This window comes from Streptomyces verrucosisporus (assembly GCF_017114865.1).
Taxonomy (GTDB): Bacteria; Actinomycetota; Actinomycetes; order Streptomycetales; family Streptomycetaceae; genus Streptomyces; species Streptomyces fenghuangensis.
In genome coordinates, this window is sequence record NZ_JADEYH010000015.1 from 120381 (window position 1) to 142554 (window position 22174).

Here is a 22174-nt window from a genome sequence, read left to right on the forward strand (position 1 = left end):
CCGGTCACCGGCCGACGGGACTCAGGCCCGCCGACCGGGCCAGCCGGCGATAGGAGTCCAGTCGCCGCCCGTGGTCGTGGGTGCCCAGGGTGATCAGCAGTTCGTCGGCGCCGCTGCGCCGGGCCAGCCCGGCGAGCGCTTCGGCCGTCCCCTGCCCGGTCCCGCCGATCCGCGAGCGGCGGGCCTCGGCGAACAGGGTGCGCTCGCGGTCGGTCATCTCCCGCTCCAGCACTTCGCCCGCCGGCTCCAGCGCCGGGAAGACGCCCCGGGTGCGGGAAACGACCGTCGCCCATGCCTCCGGCGCGTGCAGCGCCTCCGCCTCGGCGGTGGTGGCGCCCGCCGCCGCGCTCACCGAGACCACCACATACGGCCCGCGGTACTGCTCCGGGGCCGAGGCGGAGGGCCGGAAGGCCGCGCGGTAGTCGTCGATCGCGCGCAGCATCCGCTCCTCGCCGCGCACCGGGGCGATCACCAGCGGCAGTCCGCGCTCGGCGGCCGCCCGTGCCCCCGAGCCCGTGGCCAGCACGAACACCGGCACCCTGAGCCCCTGTGAGGGCACGGCCCGCATGCCCCGCGCACCGTCGCCGTCGCCGTCGCCGTCGAGCCAGCCCAGCAGTTCGTCCAGGTCGTCGCCGAACCGTTCGGCGGCCTCCTTCCGTGCCCCCAGCGCCCGCCGCACCGCGCCGGTGAAGCCGACCGAGCGGCCCAGGCCGGCGTCGATCCGCCCCGGGAACAGCGACTCCAGCACCCCGAACTGCTCGGCGACCACCAGCGGCCGGTGGTTGGGCAGCATCACCCCGCCCGTCCCGACCCGGATACGGCCGGTGGCCGAGGCGACGGCGGCGGCGAGCACGGTCGGCGCGGAGCCGGCCACGCCGGGGACCCCGTGGTGCTCGGCCACCCAGAAGCGGTGGTAGCCCAGTGCCTCGGTCTCCCGGGCGAAGCGCACGGTGGCGCGCAGGGCCTCGTCCGCGCCCTCCCCCTTCCGGACCAGGGAGCGGTCCAGGACCGACAGGCGGACGGTGCGCAGCACTTCGTTGACCATGTACGTTCCAACAAGCGCGGCGGTGGGGGATTCCCGGGCAGGCCGCGGTCACTGTGGCCACGACGATCACCGTGGTCGCGGCCGCGTCCTGAGCCCTGGGCCGGGCCGGGCCGGGGGACGGTGCCGGATGTGACTCCGGGCGCGGTGCCGGACGCGCCGGCGGTCACGGCCTCCCCGGCCCGGGGGCCTGTTCGTCCTGCCGGGCGGTGCGCAACCGCCGCCGGCCGGCCGCGCGGACGGCCGCGGTGATGCGGTTCAGCCGCTCGGACTCCAGAGACCAGGTCTGCCAGTGGAGGGCGACGTCGCGGTGGGCCTGCTCCTCGAGCAGGATCAGCGTCCCGTCGGCGAGCTCCGTGCCCAGCTGGAGTTCCGGGATCATGCCCCATCCCAGTCCCGCCCTCAGGGCCGCGAGGAACCCCTCGGACGACGGGATGGTGTGCGTGGGCGGGTTCCGCTCGACGCCCCGGGAACGGAGCACCTGGCGCTGCAGGTCGTCCTTGGTGTTGAACTCCAGCACGGGCATGCCCGCCCAGTCGACGCCGGCCTCCGTGGTGAACCGCCGGTGCAGTGCGGGGGCGGCCACGGGCACGTAGCGCATGAAGCCCAGCCGCTCGACGCGGCATCCGTTGACCGGTGCGGGGTCGGCGGTGACGGCTGCGATGACGTCCCCCTGGCGCAGGAGCCGGCTGCTGTGGTCCTGATCCTCCACGTGCAGGTCCAGTGTGGTGTCCGTCCAGCCGGCGGCCTCGTGGAGGACCGGCACGAACCAGGTGATCAGGGAGTCGGCGTTGACGGCCACCGGTGTCACCGCCCGGGAGGAGACCCCGTCGCCCAGCGCGCGCCGGGTCTCCGCCTCCAGCACCTGCACCTGGCGTGCCATGCGCAGCAGCACCGCTCCGGCCTCGGTGGGAGCGCACGGCGCGCCCCGGCGCACCACCGTCTGGCCAACGGAGTTCTCCAGGGCCTTGATGCGCTGGCTGACGGCCGAGGGGCTGATCCTGAGCAGGTCCGCGGCGGCCTCGAAGGTCCCCTCGTCGATGATCGCGGCCAGGGCGCGCAGCTGCTCGAAGTTCATGAAGGAAACCTAATGCATACGTCATTCTTTTCATTTGTCTGCATCCGGGCGGCTGGCTAGCGTCAGGGCCATGTGGGGTACCTGGAGCGCCGGGCTCGCGGCCGGCCTGGCTCTGATCATCGCCATCGGCGCACAGAACGCGTTCGTGCTGCGGCAGGGCATCCGCCGGGAGCACGTCGCGGCGGTGGTGGCGCTGTGCACGGTCGGCGACATCGTGCTGATCCTCGGCGGCACCGCGGGGATCGGGGCGCTGGTGTCCCGTTTCCCCGGCGCACTGGAGGTACTGCGGTGGGCGGGAGCCGCCTATCTGGCGTGGTGGGCGGTGCGCTCCTTCGTCTCCGCGGTGAGACCCGCCTCACTGAAAGCCGACGCCCCCCGGTCGCGGAGGTCGGTGATCACCGCCACCCTGGCCCTGACCTTCCTCAACCCCCATGTCTACCTCGACACCGTGGTGCTGCTGGGCAGCCTCGCCAACCAGCAGGGCCCTGGCGCCCGGTGGATCTTCGCCACCGGGGCGGTGACGGGCAGCGTGGTGTGGTTCTCCGCTCTCGGTTACGGCGCCCGGGCGCTGTCGGGCGTGCTCAGCAGTCCGCGCACCTGGCGGGTGGTGGATCTGGTGATCGGCGCCGTGATGCTCGTCCTGGCGGTCAACCTGGTCCTGGGTTGACGGTTCGGGGATGACGGCCGGGGGTGACCCCGCCCGCGGTGCGTCACCGCGGCAGGAGGGCCCCGAAGTCCACCGTCCTGTCGCACCAGCGCTCCAGCAGCACCCGGTCGTGGCCGACCGCGAGCAGCGCCGTGCCGTGTTCGCGGCGGTACTCCTCCACGGCGGCGACGAGGGCGGCGGTGGTGGAGGCGTCGAGCATGGCGGTCATCTCGTCGCAGATCAGCAGCCGGGGCCGCAGGACGAGCGCGCGGGCCAGACAGGCGCGCTGGAGCTGGCCGTCGCTGACCTCGTGGGGACGGCGGGCGAGCAGATCGCCGCCGAGGCCGACGGAGGCGGCCAGCGCGGGCAGCCGGCCGGGGGCCTCGGCCCGGCGGCCGGTGGCGCGCAGGGGCTCGGCGATCAGGTCGGCGAGGGTGAGGCGCGGATCGGCGGCGAGGCGGGGCTGCTGGAATACGACGCCGACGGTCGTGCGCAGCTCGCGGGGGGCGCGGTGGCGGAAGCCGTACGCCATCCGTCCGGCCAGCCGCACGGTGCCCGCCCGCGGCCGGTGGAGCAGGGCGGCGACGCGGGCGAGGGTGGACTTGCCGCATCCGCTGGGGCCGAGCAGCCCGACGGCCTCGCCGTCGCCCACGGTCAGGGACGCCCCGTGCAGCACGGGGGCGCGGCGGTCGTATCCGGCGGTGACGCCGCGCATTTCCAGCGCGGATCCGGTCGCAGGTCCGGGCACCGGCTCACGCGTCGGTCCGGGTATCGGTTCGGGGAGCGGCTCATGAGTCGGTCCGGATATCGGTTCAGGCATCGGCGGTCTCCGGGGCGTGGGAGTACGCGTGGTGGCAGGCCACCGCTCCGGCGCGGGACCCGGCCAGGGCGGGAACGGCGGCGCAGTCGCCGGTGGCGCGGTCGCAGCGCGGGGCGAAGGCGCAGCCGGCGGGCAGGGCGTCGAGTTCGGGCGGCATGCCGGGGATGGGGGTGAAGGACCGCTCGGGCAGCGCCTCCAGCAGCCCTCGGGCGTACGGGTGGCGGGGGCCGGGCGCGCCGAAGAAGCTCGCGGCGCCGGTGAGTTCGACGATGCGCCCGGCGTACATCACCGCGACCCGGTCCGCGATGCGCTCGGCGGCGGCCAGGTCGTGGGTGATGACGAGCAGGCCGCGGCCGGCGTCCACGTGGCGGCGCAGTTCGTCCGCGGTGCGGTCCACCAGGTCGCGGTCCAGGCCGGTGGTCGGTTCGTCGGCGATCAGCAGCGGGGCCTCGCCGACGAGGGCGAGGGCGGTGGCGGCGCGCTGGGCGAGGCCGCCGGAGAGCTGGTGCGGGTACCGGTCGAGGTGGTCGGCGGGGAACTCGGCGCGCTCGGCGGCCGCCTCGGCGGCCCCGCGCAGCTTCGGCCCTCCCGCGCCGGTCAGTTCCCGCACCGTCTCCTCCATCTGGGAGCGGACGGTGCGCACGGGGGTGAGGTGCGAGGCGGGGCTCTGCGGTATGAGGGCGATACGGCGGCCCCTCACACGCCGGGCCAGCTCCTTCTCCCCCGCGGTGAGCAGGTCCAGGCCGTCCAGCAGGGCCGCACCGCCCACCCGGGCGTTGCCGGGCAGCAGCCCCAGCAGCGCCGAGGCCAGCACCGACTTGCCGCAGCCGCTCTCCCCCACCAGGGCCAGGCACTCGCCGGGGTCCAGGTCGAAGGAGACCCCCGTCACGGCGGCGACGGTGCGCCCGCCGCGCAGCGGGAAGCGTACGGACAGCTCCTGTACGGACAGTCGGGCCGTCACAGCGTCAGCTCCGATCGGACGCGCGGGTTGATCCGCTCGCGCCAGGCGCCGGCGAGTCCGGCGATGGCGAGGGTGGGTACGACGATGAACAGGCCCGGCCAGAGGGCGGGCCACCAGGCTCCGGCGAGCAGCGAGCCGCGGGCGGCCTCGGCCATGGTGCCGAGGCTGGCCTGGTGGGCGGGGATGCCCAGGCCCAGGAAGGACAGCGCGGACTCGTGCCAGATGGCGTGCGGCACCATCAGCACCGCCGCGAGCCCGGCCTGCGGCAGGACGCCGGGCAGCAGATGGCGTACTGCCACCCGCCACCGCGAGGCGCCGCCCGAGATCGCGGCGTCCACGTACGGGCGGCTGCGCAGGGAGTGGGTCTCGGCCCGGACGATGCGGGCGGTGGACAGCCAGTGGGTGAGGCCGACGGAGGCGATGACCGGCCAGACCCCGGGCCGGAACATGGCCACCACGAAGATGCCCAGGAGCAGGTGGGGCACGGAGGCGAAGACGTCCACGACCCGCATCACCAGCCGGTCGGTGCGCCCGCCCAGCGCGCCGGCCAGACCACCGACGGCGATGCCGACGACCGTGGCCACCAGCGCCGCGACCACGCCGACCAGCAGCGAGACGCGCAGCCCGTGGACGCAGCGCAGCAGCAGGTCGCGGCCCAGTTCGTCGGTGCCGAAGGGGTGTTCCCAGGAGGGGGGCCGGAGTTTGGCCGCGAGGTCGACGGCCTGCTGGTCCAGGGGGAAGACCGCCGGCACCAGCAGCGCGGCCAGGACGGTGGCGGCGGTGAGGACGGCCGAGACGCGGGTGCGCCAGGCGCGTGCGCCGGGCGGGCGCCCGGCGCCGCGCCGCGGGGCGGCGGCGGGGACAGGGGCTTCGGCGGGGGTTTCGGCGGGGGCCGGGGCGGGGGCGGTCACATCTCCTCCGGGTCGATCCGGGGGTCGGCCAGCACGTAGAGCAGGTCGGCCAGCAGGTTCCCGGCGAGTACGGCGGCGGTGGCCAGTACGGTCACGGCGGCCAGGAGCGGGAAGTCGGTGGCGGTGGCGGCGCGGACGGTGGCCGAGGCGATGCCGGGCCAGCTGAAGACGGTCTCCACCAGCAGGGCGCCGGTGATCAGCTCGGGTATGCGGGTGCCGATGAGGGTGAGCACCGGCAGCAGCCCCGAGCGCAGGGCGTGGCCGAGCAGTACGGTGCGCTCGCGCAGACCGCGTGCGCGGGCGCCGCGCACCGGGTCCTCGTGGAGCGCGTCGGCCACTCCCTGCCGTACGTACAGGGCGAACCACGGCAGCTGGGACAGGGCGAGCACGGCCACCGGCAGTGTCAGATGGCGTACCAGCGAGCCGGCCGTGACGGTGTCCTCGCCGCTGTCGGTGAGCCCGCCGGCGGGCAGCACACCGAGCTGGAGGGCGAAGAACCAGACGGCCAGCAGTCCGAGCCAGAACGGCGGGGCGGCCTGGAGGACGTAGGAGCCGCCGGTGACGCAGCGGTCGAGCCACCCGCCCCGGCGGCGCGCGGCGGCGACGCCGAGCACGGTGCCGAGCACCACCGCGATCAGGAACGCGAGCGCGCACAGCAGCACGGACCAGCCCAGGCGCTCGCCGACGACCTGGGCGACCGGCTGGCGCAGGGAGACCGACTGGCCAAGGTCGCCGGTCGCGGCGGAGGTGAGCCAGCTCCACCACTGCTCGGTGAACGGGCCGTCCAGGGCGAGGTTCTCGCGCAGCCGGTCGAGGGTCTCCTGGGAGGCGCGCAGCCCGGCGCTCCCGGCGTACTGGCGCACCGGGTCGAAGGGGGAGGCCGCGGCGAGCGCGAAGACGCCGAGGGTCACGGCGGCCAGGACGGGGACGGCGGCCAGCGCCCGCCGTCCCGCCAGGCGCGCCATCGGGGCCCAGGGCGGCCCCGTGCGCGGTTCCGTCTTCACTTCTTCGGCCGCCAGTCCTCGACGTTCCACCACGGGCCCGTGCCCAGGCCGTGGTCGTGGGGCTCGACCTGGGTGGTGACGTCCTGCCAGGCGTCGTCCATCACGTACACGTGGTCGATGTGGGTGAGGAAGGTGTAGCCGGGGTCGGCGGCCAGTTCGCGCTGGACGGTGGCGTACGCCTCGGTGCGGGCGTCGCGGTCGTTCGTGCGGCGCGCCTCCTCAAGCGCCCGGTCGACGTCCGCGTTGTCGTAGGCGGCCATGTTGTTGAAGCCGTCCAGGGCGAGGGAGGAGTGCAGCAGGGGGTAGAGGTCGAAGTCGGGGTCGGCCGGGCTGCCGCCGCCGGAGAGGACGGCGTCGTCCTCCATGCGCGGCTCGATGACCTCCCAGGTGCCGGACTCGACGGTGATGTCGATGCCGATCTCCTTGGCATCGGCGGCGTAGGCCAGGGCGTGCTCCTGGCGCAGCCGGTCGCCGGAGGGGTACCAGAGGGTGAAGGCGGCGCGGCGGCCGTCCCTGCGGCGCACCCCGTCCTCGCCGGCCTTCCAGCCCGCCTCCTCCAGGATCTCCCGCGCCTCGTCCGGGTCGTGGCGGCGTTCGGTGCCCTTGGCGAACCAGGGGCTGCCGGTGGGCACGGGGCCGTACGCGACCCGGCCGGCGCCGCTGAGCACGCTGTCGACGATCGCCTCTCGGTCGACGGCGATGTCCAGGGCGCGGCGTACCGCGCGGTCGCCGGTGACGGGGTCCGCGGTGGGGAGGGTGACGGCCCGGAAGTCGGCGGTCCTCGCCCGGATCACGCGCCGGTCCTCGTCGTCGGCGAAGGTGCCTGCGAGCGCGGGGGGCAGGACCGCGGCGTCGAGGTCGCCGGAGCGCAGCCGGGTGGCGCGTATGTCGTCGTCCTTGATGACGGCCATGGTGAGCTTCTCCACCTCCGGCGCGCCGCCCCAGTAGTCGGGGTTGGCCTCGAAGGTGAGCTTCTCGCCGCGGCTCCAGCCGGTGAGGACGTAGGGGCCGGTGCCGACCGGTTCGGTGTTGTAGGGGCCGGTGTTGACGTCCTGTCCGGCGGCGGCCTCCTTGGAGGCGATGGGCAGCACGGTGCGCTCGGCGAAGGCGGCGTAGGGGTACTTGAGGCGGAAGACGACGGTGTCCTCGTCCTCGGCGGTGACGCTGTCGAGGGCGTCCAGCTCGCCCCTGGAGGGGTTGTTGGTCCTCTCGTCGAGGATGGTCTCGTAGGTGAAGACCACGTCCTCGGCGTCGAAGGGGGTGCCGTCGCTGAAGGTCACCCCCTCGCGCAGGGTGTAGGTGTACGTCCGGCCGCCGTCGCCGATCTCGGGGAGCTTCGCGGCGAGGGCGGGCCTCAGTTCCATTCCGGCGTCGTGCCTCAGCAGCCCGTCGAAGATCTTGGAGTTGCCGTCCTTGCCGTAGCCGAGCAGGGGGCTGAGGGTGTCCGGTTCCTGGGCGATGCCCACGACCAGGGAGTCGCCCGTACCTCCGTCCGCGCCGCCCTTCCCGTCGGACGGCGCGGAACAGGCCGCCGCTCCGGCCAGCACAGCGCCGGCCGTCATGGCGGCGGCCGCCCGTGTCACCCGCAGTCTCATGCTCCACACCCCTGCTGCTGATCGAACGTTGTTGCAAACAGATTGCAATTAAACCGCAGACGCGCGCCACCCCACCCCTCCCCCTCCCCTCCGGCCGGACCCGGCGCCCCGCACCCGGCACCCGGCGCTTCGATCACCCTTCGGTCACCCCGTGATCACGAAAGGCCTTCCGAACCGGTTTATCCGATGCTTCTGTGGACTAGACCTTGACTCCCTACTTGGTCTGTGCCAAATCTGTGCAGACCCCACGCTCGCTCCCCCCACGCCCGTACCGTCGGCAACCTTCCAGGGGACCGCCATGCCCGTCCGCCGCCCTTTCCGCCTCCTCGCGTCCGCCCTGTCCGCCGCACTGCTGCTGAGCGGATGCGGCGCCTTCGCCGACACCGGCGACCAGGACCGGGACCGGACCCTAGACGTCTGGCTGATGCGGGGCAGCCTCTCCGGCGAACTCACCGACGCCGCCGTCCGGGACTTCGAGCGGCGCAACCCCGGCGTGGAGGTGAAGGTCACCGTCCAGGACTGGCCGGGGATCGACAAGAAGGTCACCGCCGCCCTCGGCTCCGGCGACGCGCCCGACGTGATCGAGGTCGGCAACACCCAGGTCGCCCAGTACGTGGAGACCGGCGGGGTCTCCAACCTCACCATCAAGGTCTTCGACCTCGGCGGCGACCACTGGGTCCCCGGGCTGGAGGAGCCGGGGAAGATCGACGGATACCAGTACGGCGTCCCCTTCTACGCCGCCAACCGCGTCGTCATCTACCGCAAGGACCTCTTCGACCGGGCCGGGATCACCGAGCCGCCCGCCACCCGCGAGGAGTGGATCGAGGTCACCTCCCGGCTCGACGGGCCCGGGCAGCAGGGCATCTACCTGCCGGGCCAGAACTGGTACGTGCTGGCGGGCTTCATCTGGGACGAGGGCGGCGACCTCGCCGTCGAGCGCAGCGGCCGGTGGGCCGGCACGCTCGACACCCCCGAGGCGCTGCGCGGCATGGAGTTCTACAAGGAGCTCCAGTCCCACGGCCGCGGCCCCGTCGACTCCGACGAGTCCAGGCCGGAGCAGCGCGAGTTCTTCGCCGGAAACGAGATCGCCCAGATCATCGACGTGCCCGGCGCCGCGGAGCTGATCGTCGAGAAGAACCCGGAGCTGGCGGACAGGCTCGGCTTCTTCCCGATCCCCGGCAAGGAGGCCGGGGAGCCGGGGGCGGTCTTCACCGGCGGTTCGGTGCTGATCATCCCCGAGCGGGCCGCCGAGCCGGACGCGGCGTACTCCTTCGTCAAGCTGCTGACCGGCGAGAAGTGGCAGCGCAAACTGGCCCAGACGATGAGCGTGGTGCCCAACAGCACCGAACTGGCCGACGCGCTGGAGGACGACCCCGGCGCCGCCGCGATGGCCGAGGGCGCCCGCAACGGCCGCGCCACCCCCAACTCGCCGCGGTGGGGCCGTCTGGAGGCGGACAACCCGATCAAGGCGTACCAGACGCGGGTGCTGCGCGGCGCCGACCCGGAGACGGCGGCGCGCGAGGCGTCCCGGCGGATCACCGCGATCCTGGGCGGGCGCGGCTGACGTACGGCCGGCCGCGCGCCGACCGGCACCCCCGGCCGCCGACACCCCGGCGCCCCGCTCCGCACCGGAGCCGGGTGCCGGAGCGGGGCGCCGGGCTCGCCGCCCGGGGTCACGGGGCGACGGAGTCGGGCGGCCGGGGGTCAGGCGGACGCCAGGCCGCGCCCGCGCAGCCACAGCAGCTGCTCGCGCTGCTGCGAGGAGCGGCCCCCGGCGTGGTCGCCGAAGTGCCACACCCTGATGTCCTTGTCCTGCCCCGTGTAGCGGTGGTAGGCGGCGAAGACGGTCGACGGCGGGCAGACCGGGTCCATCAGGCCCACGCTGAACAGCGCGGGAGCGGTGGCGCGGCGCGCGAAGTGCAGGCCGTCGAAGTAGTTCAGCGTGGCGAAGACGGCCTCGGGGTCGGTGCGCTGGTGCACACCGAGGTAGTGGGCGATCTCCGGGTACGGGCCGGCCGCGGCCAGTTCGGCGCCGCGCCGGAAGTGGCACAGGAAGGGCACGTCCACCAGCGCCGCCGCCACCTTCTCCGGCGCCAGCCCGGCCACGGCCAGGGCCAGTCCGCCCCCCTGGCTGCCACCGGCGGCCACCACCCGGTCCGGGTCCACCGCCGGGTGCTCGCGCACGGCGTCCACGGCGCGCACGCAGTCGGCCATCAGACGCCGGTAGTAGTGGTGGGCGGGGTCGTCCAGGCCGCGGGTCATGAAGCCGCCGACGTACTGCGGGGTGGTGGCCGGGTCCGGGTCGGGGGTGTCATGGCCCTGCCCCCGGCTGTCGACGACCAGGGTGGCGTATCCGGCGGCGCTCCACAGCAGGTGCTCGATGTACAGGCCGCGGCCGCCGCTGTAGCCGATGTAGTTGACCACCGCCGGCAGCGGCCCGTCCGCGCCGCGCGGCAGGATCAGCCAGGCCGCCACGGGCTGGCCGTCCCAGCCGGGGAAGCGCACGTCGAACACCTCGACGGTGCTCAGCGGCGCGTCCTCGACCCGCCGGTACTCCGCCGGCCCGGCCGCCGCGGTGCGGGCGGCCGTCAGCGTCTTGGACCAGAAGGCGTCGAAGTCCGCGGGCTCGGCCACCTCGGGCCGGTAGGCGCGCAGTTCTTCCAGCGGAAGATCGGTCAGCGGCATGCGGATGTCCGTCCCCTCGTAGCGGCAGGCGATAGAAAGCGCTTTCCCCCGGAGAACCTACGTTCCGCCGGGATCCCGGTCAACGGTATCCGCCCACCGTGGGCCGGACGGGTCCGGCAGCCCGGTGACCTCCGGCCGCGACACGGCCCCGTACGCCCGGCCCCGGCCTAGCGTGACCGGGATGAGTACCCCTCCCACCCGTCCGGAAAGCGCTCCTGCACCTGATGCCCCGGTTCCGGCTCCCCACCCGGAACCGGACCCGGCCCCGGAGCCGCCCCCGCGCCCCGGAGCACGCGGCCCGCGCCGGGACCTGTACGCGGCCGGCGCGGCCGCGGCCCTGTTCGCCCTGGCCGCGCTCGTCGGCCACCTCCTGTACGACTCCGAGATCCTGCGGCTGCGGTGGCCCCCGCTGTACGCGCGCTGGCTGCCCCACACCGGTCCGGGCACGCCCGCCGCCTTCTGCCTGGCCGTCCTCACCGTCGCCTACGGCCCGCCGCTGGCCCGCCGGCTGCCCTGGCGGCACCTGCTGCCGGCCGCCTGGGGCGGCGCGATGGCCTGGGCGTGGTCGCTGGCGCTGGTCGACGGCTGGGGCCGGGGAGCGGCCGGGCGGCTGACGACGAAGTACGAGTACCTCCGGTCCGTCGGCGACGTCCACGACATCGGTGTGACGCTGCGCACCTTCACCGACCGCATCCTGATGGACTCCCCCGACAACTGGCCCGCCCATGTCGCCGGCCATCCTCCGGGCGCGCTGCTGACCTTCGTCGGGCTGGACCGGATCGGACTCGGCGGCGGCGCCTGGGCCGCGCTGTGGTGCGTCACGATCGGCACGTCGGCCGCGGTGGCGGTGCTGGTGGCGCTGCGGGCGCTGTGCGGGGAGGGAACGGCCCGGCGTGCGGCGCCCTTCCTGGTACTCGCCCCGTCCGCCGTGTGGACGGCCGTCTCGGCGGACGGCTACTTCACCGCCGTCGCCGCCTGGGCCGTCGCCCTGCTGGCCCTGTCGGCCACCGGCGCCTCCCGCGCGCCGCGCGCCGCCGCGCTGGGTTCGGGTGCGCTGTTCGGCTGGCTGCTCTACCTCTCCTACGGGCTGACGCTGATGGCGGCGGTCGCGCTGGCCGTAATGGTCGCGGCCCGCACCGCCCGGCCCGTGCCGTACGTCCTGCTGGGCATGGTTCCCTGCGCGGCGCTCTTCACCGCCGCCGGCTTCTGGTGGTACGAGGGCTACACCATCCTGGTCGAGCGCTACTACCAGGGCGCGGCGGGAGTGCGGCCGTACGCCTACTACGTGTGGGCCAACCTCGCGGCGCAGGTGCCGGTGGTGGGGCTCGCCGCGGTGGCCGGGCTGCGGCGGGCCGCCGAACTGCGGCGCGGCGCGCTGGTGGTGCTGCTGGCGGGCGCGGTGTGCGCGGTGCTGGCGGCGGACCTGTCGGGGATGAGCAAGGCCGAGACCGAGCGCATCTGGCTGCCGTTCACGCTGTGGCTGCTGCCGGCCGCGGCCCTGCTGCCCGCCTCCGGCCGCCGCTGGTGGCTGGCGGCCCAGGCGTCCGTGGCGCTGGCCGTCAACCACCTGCTGTTCACCGGCTGGTGACACCGCGGAACCTTCGCCCCGGCCCGGCCCGGCTCCCGTCGCACCGCCGTCGCCCCCGGTCCGTCCTACGTCCCGCCGCCCGGCCGCGTGCGCTCGCGGCCGGGCGGCGGGGCATCGGCGGCGGGGGCCCGGGCGGCGGCGCGCAGGCCGAGGAAGACACGGCCGCCGGCGCTCCACTCCTCCTCCACCGTCCAGCCCCCCTCCTCCGCGCGGGCCCGCAGGGCGCTTCGGCCCAGCCGGGCCCAGGGGAAGGAGGGCGCGGGCCGCCCGGGGTGCGTCCGCCTCCCGTCGTCCAGTCTCGCCCGGAACCGCTCCTCGACGTCCGCCGGCGCCGCCTCGGCCAGCAGCAGCCCGCCGGGGGCCAGTAGTTCGCGCACCCGGGCCAGGAGGGCGGCCGGGTCCCCGCCCACGCCGATGTTGCCGTCGATCAGCAGGGCACTGCCCCAGCCCCCCTCGTCCGGCAGCGGGTCGAACACCGAGCGGCACAGCGCGGTCCCGCCCCGCTCGCGGGTGCGGACGACGGCGGCCGGCGCGGTGTCGACGCCCGTGGCCGGCCGGCCCAGTCCGGCCAGGGCGGCGACCAGCCTCCCCGGCCCGCAGCCGATGTCGAGCACGGCGCCGGTGCAGCGCCGCAGTACCGTCCAGTCGGCCTCGTCCGCGCGGGCGCACCAGCGCTCGACGTCCAGCGGCAGCCGACGGCTCCCGGGGCCGCGCAGGAAGAGGGGGCCGCGTCCGGTGCGCAGCGCGCGGGTGTACGGGTCGGCGCGCCAGGGGTGCCGGACCGGCACGGCCCCGGCGGGCGCGGCGGACTCGGCTGGCTCGGCTGGCTCGACCGGTTCCGCGGCCCGCCCGGTCTGCCCGGCTCGCGGATGCGAGACCGGGAAGGCCGGAGGGGTCGGGGAGGCGGTCACCGGGCCACCGCCTGCCGCAGCCGGGCGTGTTCGGCGGCGAAGCGGCCCTTGGTGCGTGCCGCGACCTCGGCGGCGTCCCCGGCGGTGTCCACGTCCCGCAGCACCGGCAGGTCGCGTACTGCCAGCCCGGCCTCCAGCAGCCGCCGCCGCTGGAGCTCACCGGTGCGGTCGGTGGACATCGGCACGCCGCGCACCAGTCCGGGATCGGGGTCGGCCAGGCCCAGCGCCCAGAAGCCGCCGTCGGCGGCCGGGCCGAACCAGGCGGCCCGGCCCTCCCAGGCGTCCGGCGCGAGCGCCGGGGCCAGCAGACCGGCGGTGAGCTGCGGGGTGTCCATACCCACCAGCAGGGCGGGGCCGCGGCATGCGCCGAAGGCCGCCGCGATCCGCTCGTCCAGCCCGCCCCCGCACTGGGGCAGCACCTCGTAGCCGTCCGGCAGCCAGGGGCCGGGGCGGCCGTCCAGCACCAGCACCCGGCGGCGGGCGGGCAGGGCCGCCACCACCGCCAGGGTGTCGGCGAGCGCCGCCTCGGCCAGCCGGGCCGCCTCGGCGGGGGTGAAGGGCGGGGTGAGGCGGGTCTTGACCCGGCCCGGCACCGGCTCCTTCGCGATCACCAGCAGCGTCGTCCCCGCCTCCGGGGCGCGGCGGGGAGGGCTCACCGGGCCCGCCGGATTCGCCGGGGGCACGGGCGGCGTGGGAGGCGCCGGGCTCACCGCAGCACCTCCCGCATGTCGTGGACGGCCTGCCAGGTGCCGCGCCAGGTGCCGGTGACCTTCGAGCGGCCCGTACGCGGCCGGTAGGGGACCTCCGTCTCCCGCACCCGCCATCCGGCGTCGGCCGCGTGCACCACCATCTGCAGGGGGTAGCCGCTGCGCCGGTCGGTCAGGCCCAGCTCCAGCAGGGCGAGGCGCCGGGCCGCCCGCAGCGGGCCCAGGTCACGGAGCCGAAGTCCCGTGCGCCTGTGCACCATCCGGGCCAGCGCCAGGTTCCCGGCCCGTGCGTGCAGCGGCCAGGCACCGCGTCCGACGGGTCTGCGGCGGGCCAGGACGAGGTCGGCCTCGCCCTTGCGCACGGGCGCGGCGATCCGTTCGGCCGCGCCGGGGTCGAGTGAGGCGTCGCAGTCGCAGAAGGCGACGATCTCGGCCTCGGCGGCGAGGAGTCCGGTGTGGCAGGCGGCGCCGAAGCCGCGGCGCGGCTCGTGCACCACGCGCGCCCCGAGCTCGCGGGCGATTTCGGCCGAGCCGTCCGTCGAGCCGTTGTCGACGACGACGGCCCGCCAGCCGCCGGGGATCCGGGACAGCACCCAGGGCAGCGCCCGGGCCTCGTTCAGACAGGGCAGCACGATCTCCCCGCGGAGGGCTGTGGGGTGGGTCATCCGCCTCACCTTACGAGAGCAATGCGGTCATTTCGGTCATCGAGTACGGCGAAACGCGGTCGCCGCCCACCGCCGCGCCGCGCGCCCGCCGACGGCCCGGCGTCGTCGGCCCAAGGGGGTCACCGCCTCAGGGGGTCACCGTGCCGACCGCGGCCGCCCCCGGCACCCGCGCCGTCGCCTGCTCCGGTGCTCCTCCCGACGGCTCTCGCAGCGGCTCCTTCGCGAAGCGCGCCATCCCCTCGGCGAAACCCACCTCCGGCTTCCAGTCCAGCTCCCGGCGCAGCCGCTCGGAGGACGCGGTGATGTGCCGTACGTCCCCCAGCCGGTACTCCCCCGTCACCACCGGCTCGGGCCCGCCGAAGGCCGCCGCCAGCGCACGGGCGGCCTCGCCGACGGTGTGCGGCTGACCGCTGCCGGTGTTGTACGCGCGCAGCGACCCCTCGGGCCGCTCGCCGAGCGCCTCCAGGGCCGCGACGTTGGCCGCCGCGACATCGCCGACGTGGACGAAGTCCCGGCGCTGGGCACCGTCCTCGTACACCCTGGGAGGCTCGCCGCGCTCGAGCGCGGAGCGGAAGAAGGAGGCGACCCCCGCGTAGGGGGTGTCGCGGGGCATCCCGTCGCCGTAGACGTTGTGGTAGCGCAGACTGACGGCCCGTGCGCCGGTGGCGCGTGCCCACACCGCCGCCAGGTGCTCCTGAGCCAGTTTGGTGGCGGCGTAGACGTTGCGCGGGTCTGCGGGGGCGTCCTCCCCGACCAGGCCGGGCTCCAGGGCGGCGCCGCACTCCGGGCAGGGCGGCTCGAAACGGCCCGCCTCCAGGTCGCGCGGCGGGCGGGGCCCGGGCCGTACCTCCCCGTGGCGTGGGCAGAGGTACCGCCCCTCCCCGTACACCACCATCGACCCGGCCAGCACCAGGCGCCCCACCCCGGCCCGGGCCATCTCCGCCAGCAGGACGGCGGTGCCCAGGTCGTTGGCGCCCACGTACGCGGGGGCGTCGGCGAAGTCCCTGCCCAGGCCGACCATCGCGGCCTGGTGGCAGACCGCGTCCACCCCGCTCAGGGCACGCGCCACCGCATCGGCGTCGCGGACGTCCGCCCTCACCCCGCTCCCGTCGGCCGTGACGCCGCGGGCGGTGCCGGCGGCGGTGTCGAGCACCAAGGGCTCATGGCCCGCGTCCCGCAGGGCCTCGACGACATGCGAGCCGATGAAGCCGGCTCCTCCGGTGACCAGTACGCGCATGAGGGCACGCTAGGACCGCTCCCGCCGCGGCGCCCGTCACCGGCCGGGCGCGTCAGCGATCCGCGGGAGGGGCGGTGCCCATGCCCACCCGTCCGGAGCAACGGGTGTGTGATCGGCCATGCCCGCCGACCGCTTCTGGCCATCCTGGTGCGGTCCTGCCAGGATCCCTGCCATGGCCAACGATCTCCTGCGTGATGTGTATGTCGTCGATGCGGTGCGCACCCCGATCGGCCGGTACGGCGGGGCACTGGCCGGGATACGCCCCGACGACCTGGCCGCCCACGTCATCCGCGCCCTGGTCGACCGCACCCCCGACCTCGACCCCGCCCGGATCGACGACGTCGTCCTCGGCAACGCCAACGGCGCCGGCGAGGAGAACCGCAACGTCGCCCGCATGGCCGCCCTCCTGGCCGGCCTCCCCGTCACCGTCCCCGGTGTGACCGTCAACCGGCTGTGCGCCTCCGGCCTCGAAGCCGTCCTCCACGCGGCCCGCGCCATCGCCTGCGGCGACGCCTCCGTCGCCATCGCCGGCGGCGTGGAGTCCATGTCCCGGGCCCCCTGGGTACTGCCCAAGCCCGAACGCGGCTTCCCTGCCGGTCACCAGCAGATGTACTCCACCACCCTGGGCTGGCGCATGACCAACCCCGCCATGCCCCCCGAGTGGACCGTCTCCCTGGGCGAGGGCGCCGAGCAGGTCGCCGACAAGCACGCCGTCACCCGCGAGGCCCAGGACGCCTATGCGCTGGCCAGCCACCGCAAGGCCGCCGCCGCCTGGGCCGAGGGCGCCCACGACGCCCAGAGCGTGCCCGTTCCCGGCACCGACCTGGCCCGTGACGAGTCCATCCGCGAGACCACCTCGACGGAAGCGCTGGCCAAGCTCAAGCCCGCCTTCCGCGCCGACGGCGGCACAGTCACCGCCGGCAACTCCTCTCCCCTCAACGACGGCGCAGCCGCCCTCCTGCTCACCGACGAGGCCGGCCTGAAGGCCACCGGCCGCGCTCCCCTGGCCCGCATCGGCGCCTCCGCCACCACCGCCGTGGAACCCAACCTCTTCGGCCTCGGCCCCGTCCAGGCCGTGACCCGCGCGCTGGACAGGGCCGGCCGCACCTTCTCCGACCTGGACGTCGTCGAACTCAACGAGGCCTTCGCCGCCCAGGTCCTGGGCTGCCTGGCCGAATGGCCCGACCTCGACCCCGCCGTCGTCAACCCCCACGGCGGCGCCATCGCCCTCGGCCACCCGCTGGGCGCCTCCGGCGCCCGTCTGGCCGGTGCCGTCGCCCACCACCTGGCCGCCACCGGCGCCCGCACCGGCCTCGCCGCCCTGTGCATCGGCGTCGGCCAGGGGCAGGCGCTCGTACTGGAGCGCTGAGCGGGCCCGTACGGCCGTACGGCCACCCGCACGGCCGCGTGCGGTCACCGGGGCCCGCCGCATGACGGCGGGTCCCGGTGGTACACGTGGCCGCCATGGAGTGGGAATGGTTCGCGGCACCCGACTACTGGCTGAGCCGTCTGGTCCTCCAGCGGGGCCTGGCCGCCGTCTACCTCGCCGCCTTCGTCTCGGCGGCGCTGCAGTTCCGGGCGCTGCTCGGCGAGCGCGGTCTGACGCCGGTCCCGGACTTCCTGCGCCGGGTGTCCTTCCGCGACTCCCCCAGCCTGTTCCACCTGCGCTACTCCGACCGGCTCTTCGCCTCCGCGGCCTGGCTGGGCGCGGCGCTGTCGGCGGCGGTGCTGCTGGGCGCGGCCGACCGGGTGCCGCTGGCGGTGTCCATGGCGATGTGGGCGCTGCTGTGGGCGCTGTACCTGTCGATCGTGAACGTCGGGCAGACGTGGTACGCGTTCGGCTGGGAGTCGCTGCTGCTGGAGTTCGGCTTCCTGGCCGTCTTCCTCGGCAACGCCGATGTCGCCCCGCCGCTGCTCATCCTCGTCCTGCTGCGCTGGCTGCTGTTCCGGGTGGAGTTCGGCGCGGGGCTGATCAAGTGGCGCGGCGATGCGTGCTGGCGCAGGCTGACCTGCCTGGAGTACCACCACGAGACCCAGCCGATGCCGGGCCCGCTGAGCTGGTTCTTCCACCGGCTGCCGCGCCCGCTGCACCGGGTGGAGGCGGCCGCCAACCACGTCACCCAGCTTGCCGTCCCCTTCCTGCTGTTCCTCCCCCAGCCGGTGGCGAGCGCCGCCGGGCTGGCCGTGGTCGTCACCCAGCTGTGGCTGGTGGCGTCCGGCAACTTCGCCTGGCTCAACTGGCTGACGGTCCTGCTGGCCTTCTCCGCGATCGACGGCTCCGCGGCCGCAGGCGCCCCCGCCCACGGCCCCACGCCCCTGTGGTTCGGTGCCGCCGTCATCGCCGTGACCGCTGTGGTGGCGGTGCTCAGCTACCGGCCCGCGCGCAATCTGCTCTCGCGCCGCCAGCGGATGAACGCCTCCTTCGACCGGCTTCATCTGGTCAACACCTACGGCGCCTTCGGCAACGTGACGCGCGTGCGGCACGAGGTGGTGATCGAGGGCACCGACGAGGAGCGGATCACCGATGCCACGCGCTGGCGGGAGTACGGCTTCAGGGGCAAGCCGGGGGACGTGCGCCGACTGCCGCGCCAGTACGCGCCGTACCACCTGAGGCTGGACTGGCTGATGTGGTTCGCCGCGCTCTCGCCCTCCTACGCGGCCCCCTGGTTCACCCGGCTGCTGCACAGGCTGCTGGAGAACGACCCCGGCACCCTGCGGCTGCTGCGCTCCGACCCCTTCCCCGGCGCTCCTCCCGTCCACGTGCGGGCCCTGCTGTACCGCTACCGCTTCACCACCTGGCGGGAGCTGCGCTCCACCGGGGCGTGGTGGGACCGCGAGCTGATCGGCCCCTACGGGCCGCCGGTCTCCCGGCGGCCCGCGGCCACGGACCCGAGCGGGGACACGGGCAGGGAAACGGACGCGGACACGTCGTGAGGGGGCAGCCGTCAGCCGCGCAGCCGGGCCGTCTCGGGCGAGGCGGTGTCCAGCGGCACCGACCAGGCGTCCAGCACGCCGAGCTGGACGGCCTGCCGCCGCAGTACGGCGTCCAGCGCCCAGTCGGCGGCCACCCGGATCCGGTTGCCCGGCATCGCGGCGAGATGGTAGCCGCGGGTGACGAGGTTGGCGACCGGACCGGACAGCGGGATGCCGAAGGGGTTGGCCGCGGCCTGCACCCCGCCCAGGTCCACGACGAAGCCCAGGTCGCTGTGCTTGTACGGGCTGCGGGAACCGACCCCGTAGGAGGCCATGACGTTGTTCGCGGCCGTCTTGCCCTGCCGGTGGGCGTGCTGGGCGGTCATCGCCGTGTACTGGCCGGGGTTGGTCAGGTCCGGCACCGCCGCGGCGTCGCCGCAGGCGAACACCTCGGGGTGGCCGGGGACGTTCAGGTACTCGTCGACGATCAGCCGCCCCTTCTCGGTCGGCAGACCGAGCTGCTCCACCAGCGGGTCGGGGCGCACCCCGACGCACCAGATCAGCGACCGGGTGGGGACGAACTCCCCGGTGTCCAGGAGGACACCGTCCTTGGTGGCCTCCTTCACCGAGGTCCCGGTGCGCACCTCCACCCCGCGTTTGCGCAGCACCCGGTCGGCGGTCCGCGCCAGCTTCTCGTCCAGCCCCGGCAGCACCCGGTCAGCGATGTCCAGCAGCATCCAGCGGGGCCGGGCGTCGGCCCGCATCCCCGTGGCGCTGCGGGCGTGCTGACGGGCCAGGGAGTCGGTGAACATCTTGCCGTGGGCGGCCACCTCGGTACCGGTGTAGCCCGCGCCGACGACCACGAAGGTGGTGCGCGCCCGGCACTCCTCCGGGTCCTCGGCGCCTGCTGCGAGGGCGACCTGTCGGCTGATGTGGTCGCGCAGGTACAGCGCCTCCGGCATGCCCCGGAACCCGACCGCGTGCTCGGCCACCCCGGGGATGGGCAGCAACTTGTTCACGCTTCCGACGGTGAGGACGAGCCGGTCGTAGCCCAGACTCTTCTCGGCCCCCTCGGGGTCGGTGTAGGTGATCGAACGCCCGTCGAGATCCACGCCGTGCACCTCTCCCAGCACCAGCCGCGCCTTCGGCAGCGTCCCTGCCAGCGACACCGAGACCCGGCGGGCCTCCAGGAGCCCGGCCGACACCTCGGGCAGCAGCGGCAGGTACAGGAAGTAGTCGTTCGGGTTCACCAGCACGATCTCGGCCGACCCGCGGAGCTTCCGCGACAGCGTCCTGGCGGTCTGGTAACCGGCGAACCCGGCTCCGACGATCACAATCCGGGAACGGCTCACGTGCGACTCCAGTCCTCGGGACCAACGACCAGGGCAACCGCGTTTCCCGCCTGCGTCCCGGCAAACCCGCCACGGCCACGGCCTTCCGCCACCGTCCGCCCCTTCCCCGCCACCGACGGGGCCGCCTCTTCACATGAACCCGCCGTCCCGGCCGACAGGGCACACCGCCGCACACGGTGGGTGACGAAGCAGCCTCCCGGGGCCGACCGGGAACGAAGATGATCTTCCGGCCCGGGCCTCCGAGGGGTGAGCGAGCACTCCCCGGAATGCGGTATGGTTTCTGTGCGCGAACGGCGAGGGACAAGATCCCGGACCGGGAGAGCATCGGGACGTGGCGCAGCTTGGTAGCGCACTTGACTGGGGGTCAAGGGGTCGCAGGTTCAAATCCTGTCGTCCCGACAGCGTTGGAAGGCGCTTCGGCCGGGGAGAAATCCCAGGTCGGAGCGCCTTTCTTCGTCTGACGGCACACCAGGCCGCCCGAGGCGCCGCCGCCCCCTTGGGGACCACTTGGGGACCAGCCGCGGGAAGAAACCGCAGATCAGAGCACGTTTCCCTGGGGAACAAGATCGCCGGGGTTATCCACCCGATTGTGGGATGCCTACAACACCCGGCGCACCGCCCCCGGCGGCTTCGGCGGGCCGGCCGCCACCGACAGGTGGGCGCTGAGCGAGCGGCCCGCCTCGGTGATCGACCGCAGATCCGGATGCAGATAGCGCTGGGTGGTGGCCAGTGATCCATGCCCGGCGATCTTCCGCAGCACATGCAGCGGGACTCCGGCGTCGGCCATCCACGTCAGTCCGGTGTGCCGCAGGTCGTGGCGGCGCAGGTGCTCGTAGCCGAGCCGAGCGACGACCTCGTCCCAGCGGGTGGCGTCCCGCAGCACCGCGGTGGTGATCCGCCCGCCGCGCGGACCGGTGAACAGCCGGGCATCCGGATCCGGACCCACGGCCAGCAGCCGCTGGGCGACCAGGGGCCGCACCTCCTCGATCAACGGCACCCGGCGGGCCACCTTGCCCTTGGTCCGCTTGTCCGCCAGCCCGCCCGGGGACGGGGTGGTCTGGCGACGCACGGTCCAGATCCAGTTCACCGGGTCGATGTCGCGAACCCGTACCCCCGAGACCTCCCCGATCCGGGCCGCGGTGCACGCGGCGAAGACCACCACCTCACCCCAGCCCGCGAACCTCCCGTGGGAGCGTGCGACCAGGGCGTCGGCCAACGCGGTCAGAGCCGCCCAGTCCGGCAGCGCCAGGGACCGGGGATCGTCGAGCTCGTCCTCGGCCTTCTGATACTCACTCTGCCAACCCTTCACCCGGGCCGGATTGGACTGGATGAGCCCGTCCCGCCGAGCCTGCTCCATCACCCGCACCAGCACCGCCAGGCTGTTCTTCACCGTCGAGCGGCTGCACCCGTCCGCGATCCACCCGTACACACTGCGGTCCACCGCACCGTTGCTGACCATCGGCAGCGGCAGATGCCCCAGGGAGGGCACCACCCGCAGCCGCCAGCCGGCCAGGCAGGGATCGGTGGTCTTCGGCTCCAGCCCGCGCAACGCCAACGCCATGTTCGCCTCCCCGTAGGCAGCCAGTGGCTGAACGGAGGTGGCCGGATCGATCCCGCGCAGCGCCGCGGCGCTCAGGGCATCGATCCACTCCTGCGCCTGTTCCTCGGTGCCGTGCGACTGCGAGAGCGACGTGCGCCGCTTGGTGCGGGGCTCGATCCAGCGCACCCGCGCCCGGTAGGGCAGGGCTCGGTCAGGCCGGTGCTCGATATCGGCGGAGAGCGGAACGGCGACCGGAAGCCTTTCTATGTGCGACATCAGCCCGCCTGCTCCGGGTCGACGCGATGGTCGGCCAGCCACTGCCGGACATCGGCCGCGCTGTAGAGGGTGACCCGCTCCGACAACTTGACGAAAGGCGGCCCCTGAGGCGGACGTGCCGTCCGCCACCGGCGCACAGTCGAGGGATCCACTTTCAACAGATGCGCCAGCTCTTCTGTGCGATACCAACCCGCTTCGCTGGACATAGCGACGGGAGGACGGGTGAATGAGGATTCAATGAGG

The 22174-nt window shown here is 74.6% G+C and carries 20 protein-coding genes and 1 tRNA gene; 6 read left to right on the top strand and 15 right to left on the bottom strand.

Going from position 1 to position 22174, the window contains the following annotated elements; all coding sequences use genetic code 11:
- Positions 1-4 precede the first annotated feature (4 nt).
- Positions 5-1045 (bottom strand): MsnO8 family LLM class oxidoreductase, encoded by a 1041-nt coding sequence (locus IQ279_RS17635; protein WP_206349512.1) that lies wholly within the window; start codon positions 1043-1045, stop codon positions 5-7.
- A 163-nt stretch (positions 1046-1208) separates the two neighbouring features.
- Positions 1209-2120, bottom strand: a complete 912-nt coding sequence (locus IQ279_RS17640; protein WP_206349513.1) for a LysR family transcriptional regulator ArgP — start codon at positions 2118-2120, stop codon at positions 1209-1211.
- 70 nt (positions 2121-2190) lie between these two features.
- Between IQ279_RS17640 and IQ279_RS17645 the strand changes: the two genes are divergently transcribed.
- Positions 2191-2787 (top strand): LysE/ArgO family amino acid transporter, encoded by a 597-nt coding sequence (locus tag IQ279_RS17645; RefSeq protein WP_206349514.1) that lies wholly within the window; start codon positions 2191-2193, stop codon positions 2785-2787.
- 43 nt (positions 2788-2830) lie between these two features.
- On the opposite strand, the gene IQ279_RS17650 is transcribed toward IQ279_RS17645, so the two are convergent.
- From IQ279_RS17650 to IQ279_RS17670, 5 genes are all read right to left on the bottom strand, one after another.
- Entirely contained in the window at positions 2831-3481 is a 651-nt protein-coding gene (locus tag IQ279_RS17650; RefSeq protein ID WP_206349515.1) for an ABC transporter ATP-binding protein, read from the bottom strand.
- A gap of 97 nt (positions 3482-3578) precedes the next feature.
- A complete protein-coding gene (locus tag IQ279_RS17655; RefSeq protein ID WP_307792409.1) occupies positions 3579-4547 on the bottom strand; it encodes an ABC transporter ATP-binding protein in 969 nt (322 codons plus the stop codon).
- The gene (locus tag IQ279_RS17660) at positions 4544-5458 is read right to left on the bottom strand and encodes an ABC transporter permease (protein ID WP_206349517.1); all 915 of its coding nucleotides are present in this window, start codon (positions 5456-5458) and stop codon (positions 4544-4546) included. The genes IQ279_RS17655 and IQ279_RS17660 overlap by 4 nt, the downstream gene beginning before the upstream one ends.
- A complete protein-coding gene (locus IQ279_RS17665) occupies positions 5455-6423 on the bottom strand; it encodes an ABC transporter permease (protein WP_206349543.1) in 969 nt (322 codons plus the stop codon). The genes IQ279_RS17660 and IQ279_RS17665 overlap by 4 nt, the downstream gene beginning before the upstream one ends.
- Before the next feature lie 35 nt (positions 6424-6458).
- Positions 6459-8057 carry an ABC transporter substrate-binding protein gene (locus tag IQ279_RS17670; protein WP_206349518.1) on the bottom strand — a complete coding sequence of 533 codons (1599 nt, stop codon included), beginning with the start codon at positions 8055-8057 and terminating at the stop codon, positions 6459-6461.
- A gap of 298 nt (positions 8058-8355) precedes the next feature.
- Here IQ279_RS17670 and IQ279_RS17675 point away from each other — a divergent pair, with 298 nt between their 5' ends.
- Positions 8356-9621, top strand: a complete 1266-nt coding sequence (locus tag IQ279_RS17675) for a sugar ABC transporter substrate-binding protein (RefSeq protein ID WP_206349519.1) — start codon at positions 8356-8358, stop codon at positions 9619-9621.
- 140 nt (positions 9622-9761) lie between these two features.
- Here IQ279_RS17675 and IQ279_RS17680 read toward each other — a convergent pair whose 3' ends face one another.
- Positions 9762-10742, bottom strand: coding sequence for an acetylxylan esterase (locus IQ279_RS17680; RefSeq protein ID WP_206349520.1), 981 nt, complete (start codon positions 10740-10742; stop codon positions 9762-9764).
- A gap of 181 nt (positions 10743-10923) precedes the next feature.
- Between IQ279_RS17680 and IQ279_RS17685 the strand changes: the two genes are divergently transcribed.
- Positions 10924-12330, top strand: coding sequence for a hypothetical protein (locus IQ279_RS17685; RefSeq protein ID WP_206349521.1), 1407 nt, complete (start codon positions 10924-10926; stop codon positions 12328-12330).
- Between the two features lie 65 nt (positions 12331-12395).
- On the opposite strand, the gene IQ279_RS17690 is transcribed toward IQ279_RS17685, so the two are convergent.
- The 4 genes from IQ279_RS17690 to IQ279_RS17705 all read right to left on the bottom strand — a co-directional run bounded on the left by IQ279_RS17690 (position 12396) and on the right by IQ279_RS17705 (position 15850).
- Positions 12396-13241 carry a methyltransferase domain-containing protein gene (locus IQ279_RS17690; protein ID WP_206349522.1) on the bottom strand — a complete coding sequence of 282 codons (846 nt, stop codon included), beginning with the start codon at positions 13239-13241 and terminating at the stop codon, positions 12396-12398.
- Positions 13238-13897 (bottom strand): TIGR04282 family arsenosugar biosynthesis glycosyltransferase, encoded by a 660-nt coding sequence (locus tag IQ279_RS17695; RefSeq protein WP_307792410.1) that lies wholly within the window; start codon positions 13895-13897, stop codon positions 13238-13240. Before IQ279_RS17695 ends, IQ279_RS17690 begins: the two co-directional genes overlap by 4 nt.
- A gap of 50 nt (positions 13898-13947) precedes the next feature.
- A complete protein-coding gene (locus tag IQ279_RS17700) occupies positions 13948-14613 on the bottom strand; it encodes a glycosyltransferase family 2 protein (protein ID WP_206349524.1) in 666 nt (221 codons plus the stop codon).
- 127 nt (positions 14614-14740) lie between these two features.
- On the bottom strand, positions 14741-15850 hold the full coding sequence (locus IQ279_RS17705) for an NAD-dependent epimerase/dehydratase family protein (RefSeq protein WP_206349525.1): 1110 nt from the start codon (positions 15848-15850) through the stop codon (positions 14741-14743).
- A gap of 172 nt (positions 15851-16022) precedes the next feature.
- Here IQ279_RS17705 and IQ279_RS17710 point away from each other — a divergent pair, with 172 nt between their 5' ends.
- Positions 16023-17219 carry a thiolase family protein gene (locus IQ279_RS17710; RefSeq protein ID WP_206349526.1) on the top strand — a complete coding sequence of 399 codons (1197 nt, stop codon included), beginning with the start codon at positions 16023-16025 and terminating at the stop codon, positions 17217-17219.
- A 95-nt stretch (positions 17220-17314) separates the two neighbouring features.
- The gene (locus tag IQ279_RS17715; protein WP_206349527.1) at positions 17315-18784 is read left to right on the top strand and encodes a lipase maturation factor family protein; all 1470 of its coding nucleotides are present in this window, start codon (positions 17315-17317) and stop codon (positions 18782-18784) included.
- Between the two features lie 11 nt (positions 18785-18795).
- Here the strand turns inward: IQ279_RS17715 and IQ279_RS17720 are convergent, their stop codons facing one another.
- Positions 18796-20115, bottom strand: a complete 1320-nt coding sequence (locus IQ279_RS17720; protein ID WP_206349528.1) for an NAD(P)/FAD-dependent oxidoreductase — start codon at positions 20113-20115, stop codon at positions 18796-18798.
- A 325-nt stretch (positions 20116-20440) separates the two neighbouring features.
- Here IQ279_RS17720 and IQ279_RS17725 point away from each other — a divergent pair.
- Positions 20441-20514: transfer RNA gene (locus IQ279_RS17725), tRNA-Pro, on the top strand.
- A gap of 199 nt (positions 20515-20713) precedes the next feature.
- Here the strand turns inward: IQ279_RS17725 and IQ279_RS17730 are convergent.
- Both IQ279_RS17730 and IQ279_RS17735 read right to left on the bottom strand, forming a co-directional pair.
- Positions 20714-21931 (bottom strand): tyrosine-type recombinase/integrase, encoded by a 1218-nt coding sequence (locus tag IQ279_RS17730; RefSeq protein ID WP_206349529.1) that lies wholly within the window; start codon positions 21929-21931, stop codon positions 20714-20716.
- The coding region (locus IQ279_RS17735; RefSeq protein WP_241028284.1) for a helix-turn-helix transcriptional regulator at positions 21931-22174 on the bottom strand (244 nt) is incomplete at its 5' end. The genes IQ279_RS17730 and IQ279_RS17735, both read right to left, overlap by 1 nt.

Bases quoted from the DNA above. Each gene is read 5' to 3' on its own strand.
- IQ279_RS17635 (WP_206349512.1), bottom strand. From the start codon at position 1,045: ATGGTCAACGAAGTGCTGCGCACCGTCCGCCTGTCGGTCCTGGACCGC.
- IQ279_RS17640 (WP_206349513.1), bottom strand. From the start codon at position 2,120: ATGAACTTCGAGCAGCTGCGCGCCCTGGCCGCGATCATCGACGAGGGG.
- IQ279_RS17645 (WP_206349514.1), top strand. From the start codon at position 2,191: ATGTGGGGTACCTGGAGCGCCGGGCTCGCGGCCGGCCTGGCTCTGATC.
- IQ279_RS17650 (WP_206349515.1), bottom strand. From the start codon at position 3,481: ATGCGCGGCGTCACCGCCGGATACGACCGCCGCGCCCCCGTGCTGCAC.
- IQ279_RS17665 (WP_206349543.1), bottom strand. From the start codon at position 6,423: ATGGCGCGCCTGGCGGGACGGCGGGCGCTGGCCGCCGTCCCCGTCCTG.
- IQ279_RS17670 (WP_206349518.1), bottom strand. From the start codon at position 8,057: ATGAGACTGCGGGTGACACGGGCGGCCGCCGCCATGACGGCCGGCGCT.
- IQ279_RS17675 (WP_206349519.1), top strand. From the start codon at position 8,356: ATGCCCGTCCGCCGCCCTTTCCGCCTCCTCGCGTCCGCCCTGTCCGCC.
- IQ279_RS17680 (WP_206349520.1), bottom strand. From the start codon at position 10,742: ATGCCGCTGACCGATCTTCCGCTGGAAGAACTGCGCGCCTACCGGCCC.
- IQ279_RS17685 (WP_206349521.1), top strand. From the start codon at position 10,924: ATGAGTACCCCTCCCACCCGTCCGGAAAGCGCTCCTGCACCTGATGCC.
- IQ279_RS17700 (WP_206349524.1), bottom strand. From the start codon at position 14,613: ATGACCCACCCCACAGCCCTCCGCGGGGAGATCGTGCTGCCCTGTCTG.
- IQ279_RS17705 (WP_206349525.1), bottom strand. From the start codon at position 15,850: ATGCGCGTACTGGTCACCGGAGGAGCCGGCTTCATCGGCTCGCATGTC.
- IQ279_RS17710 (WP_206349526.1), top strand. From the start codon at position 16,023: ATGGCCAACGATCTCCTGCGTGATGTGTATGTCGTCGATGCGGTGCGC.
- IQ279_RS17715 (WP_206349527.1), top strand. From the start codon at position 17,315: ATGGAGTGGGAATGGTTCGCGGCACCCGACTACTGGCTGAGCCGTCTG.
- IQ279_RS17730 (WP_206349529.1), bottom strand. From the start codon at position 21,931: ATGTCGCACATAGAAAGGCTTCCGGTCGCCGTTCCGCTCTCCGCCGAT.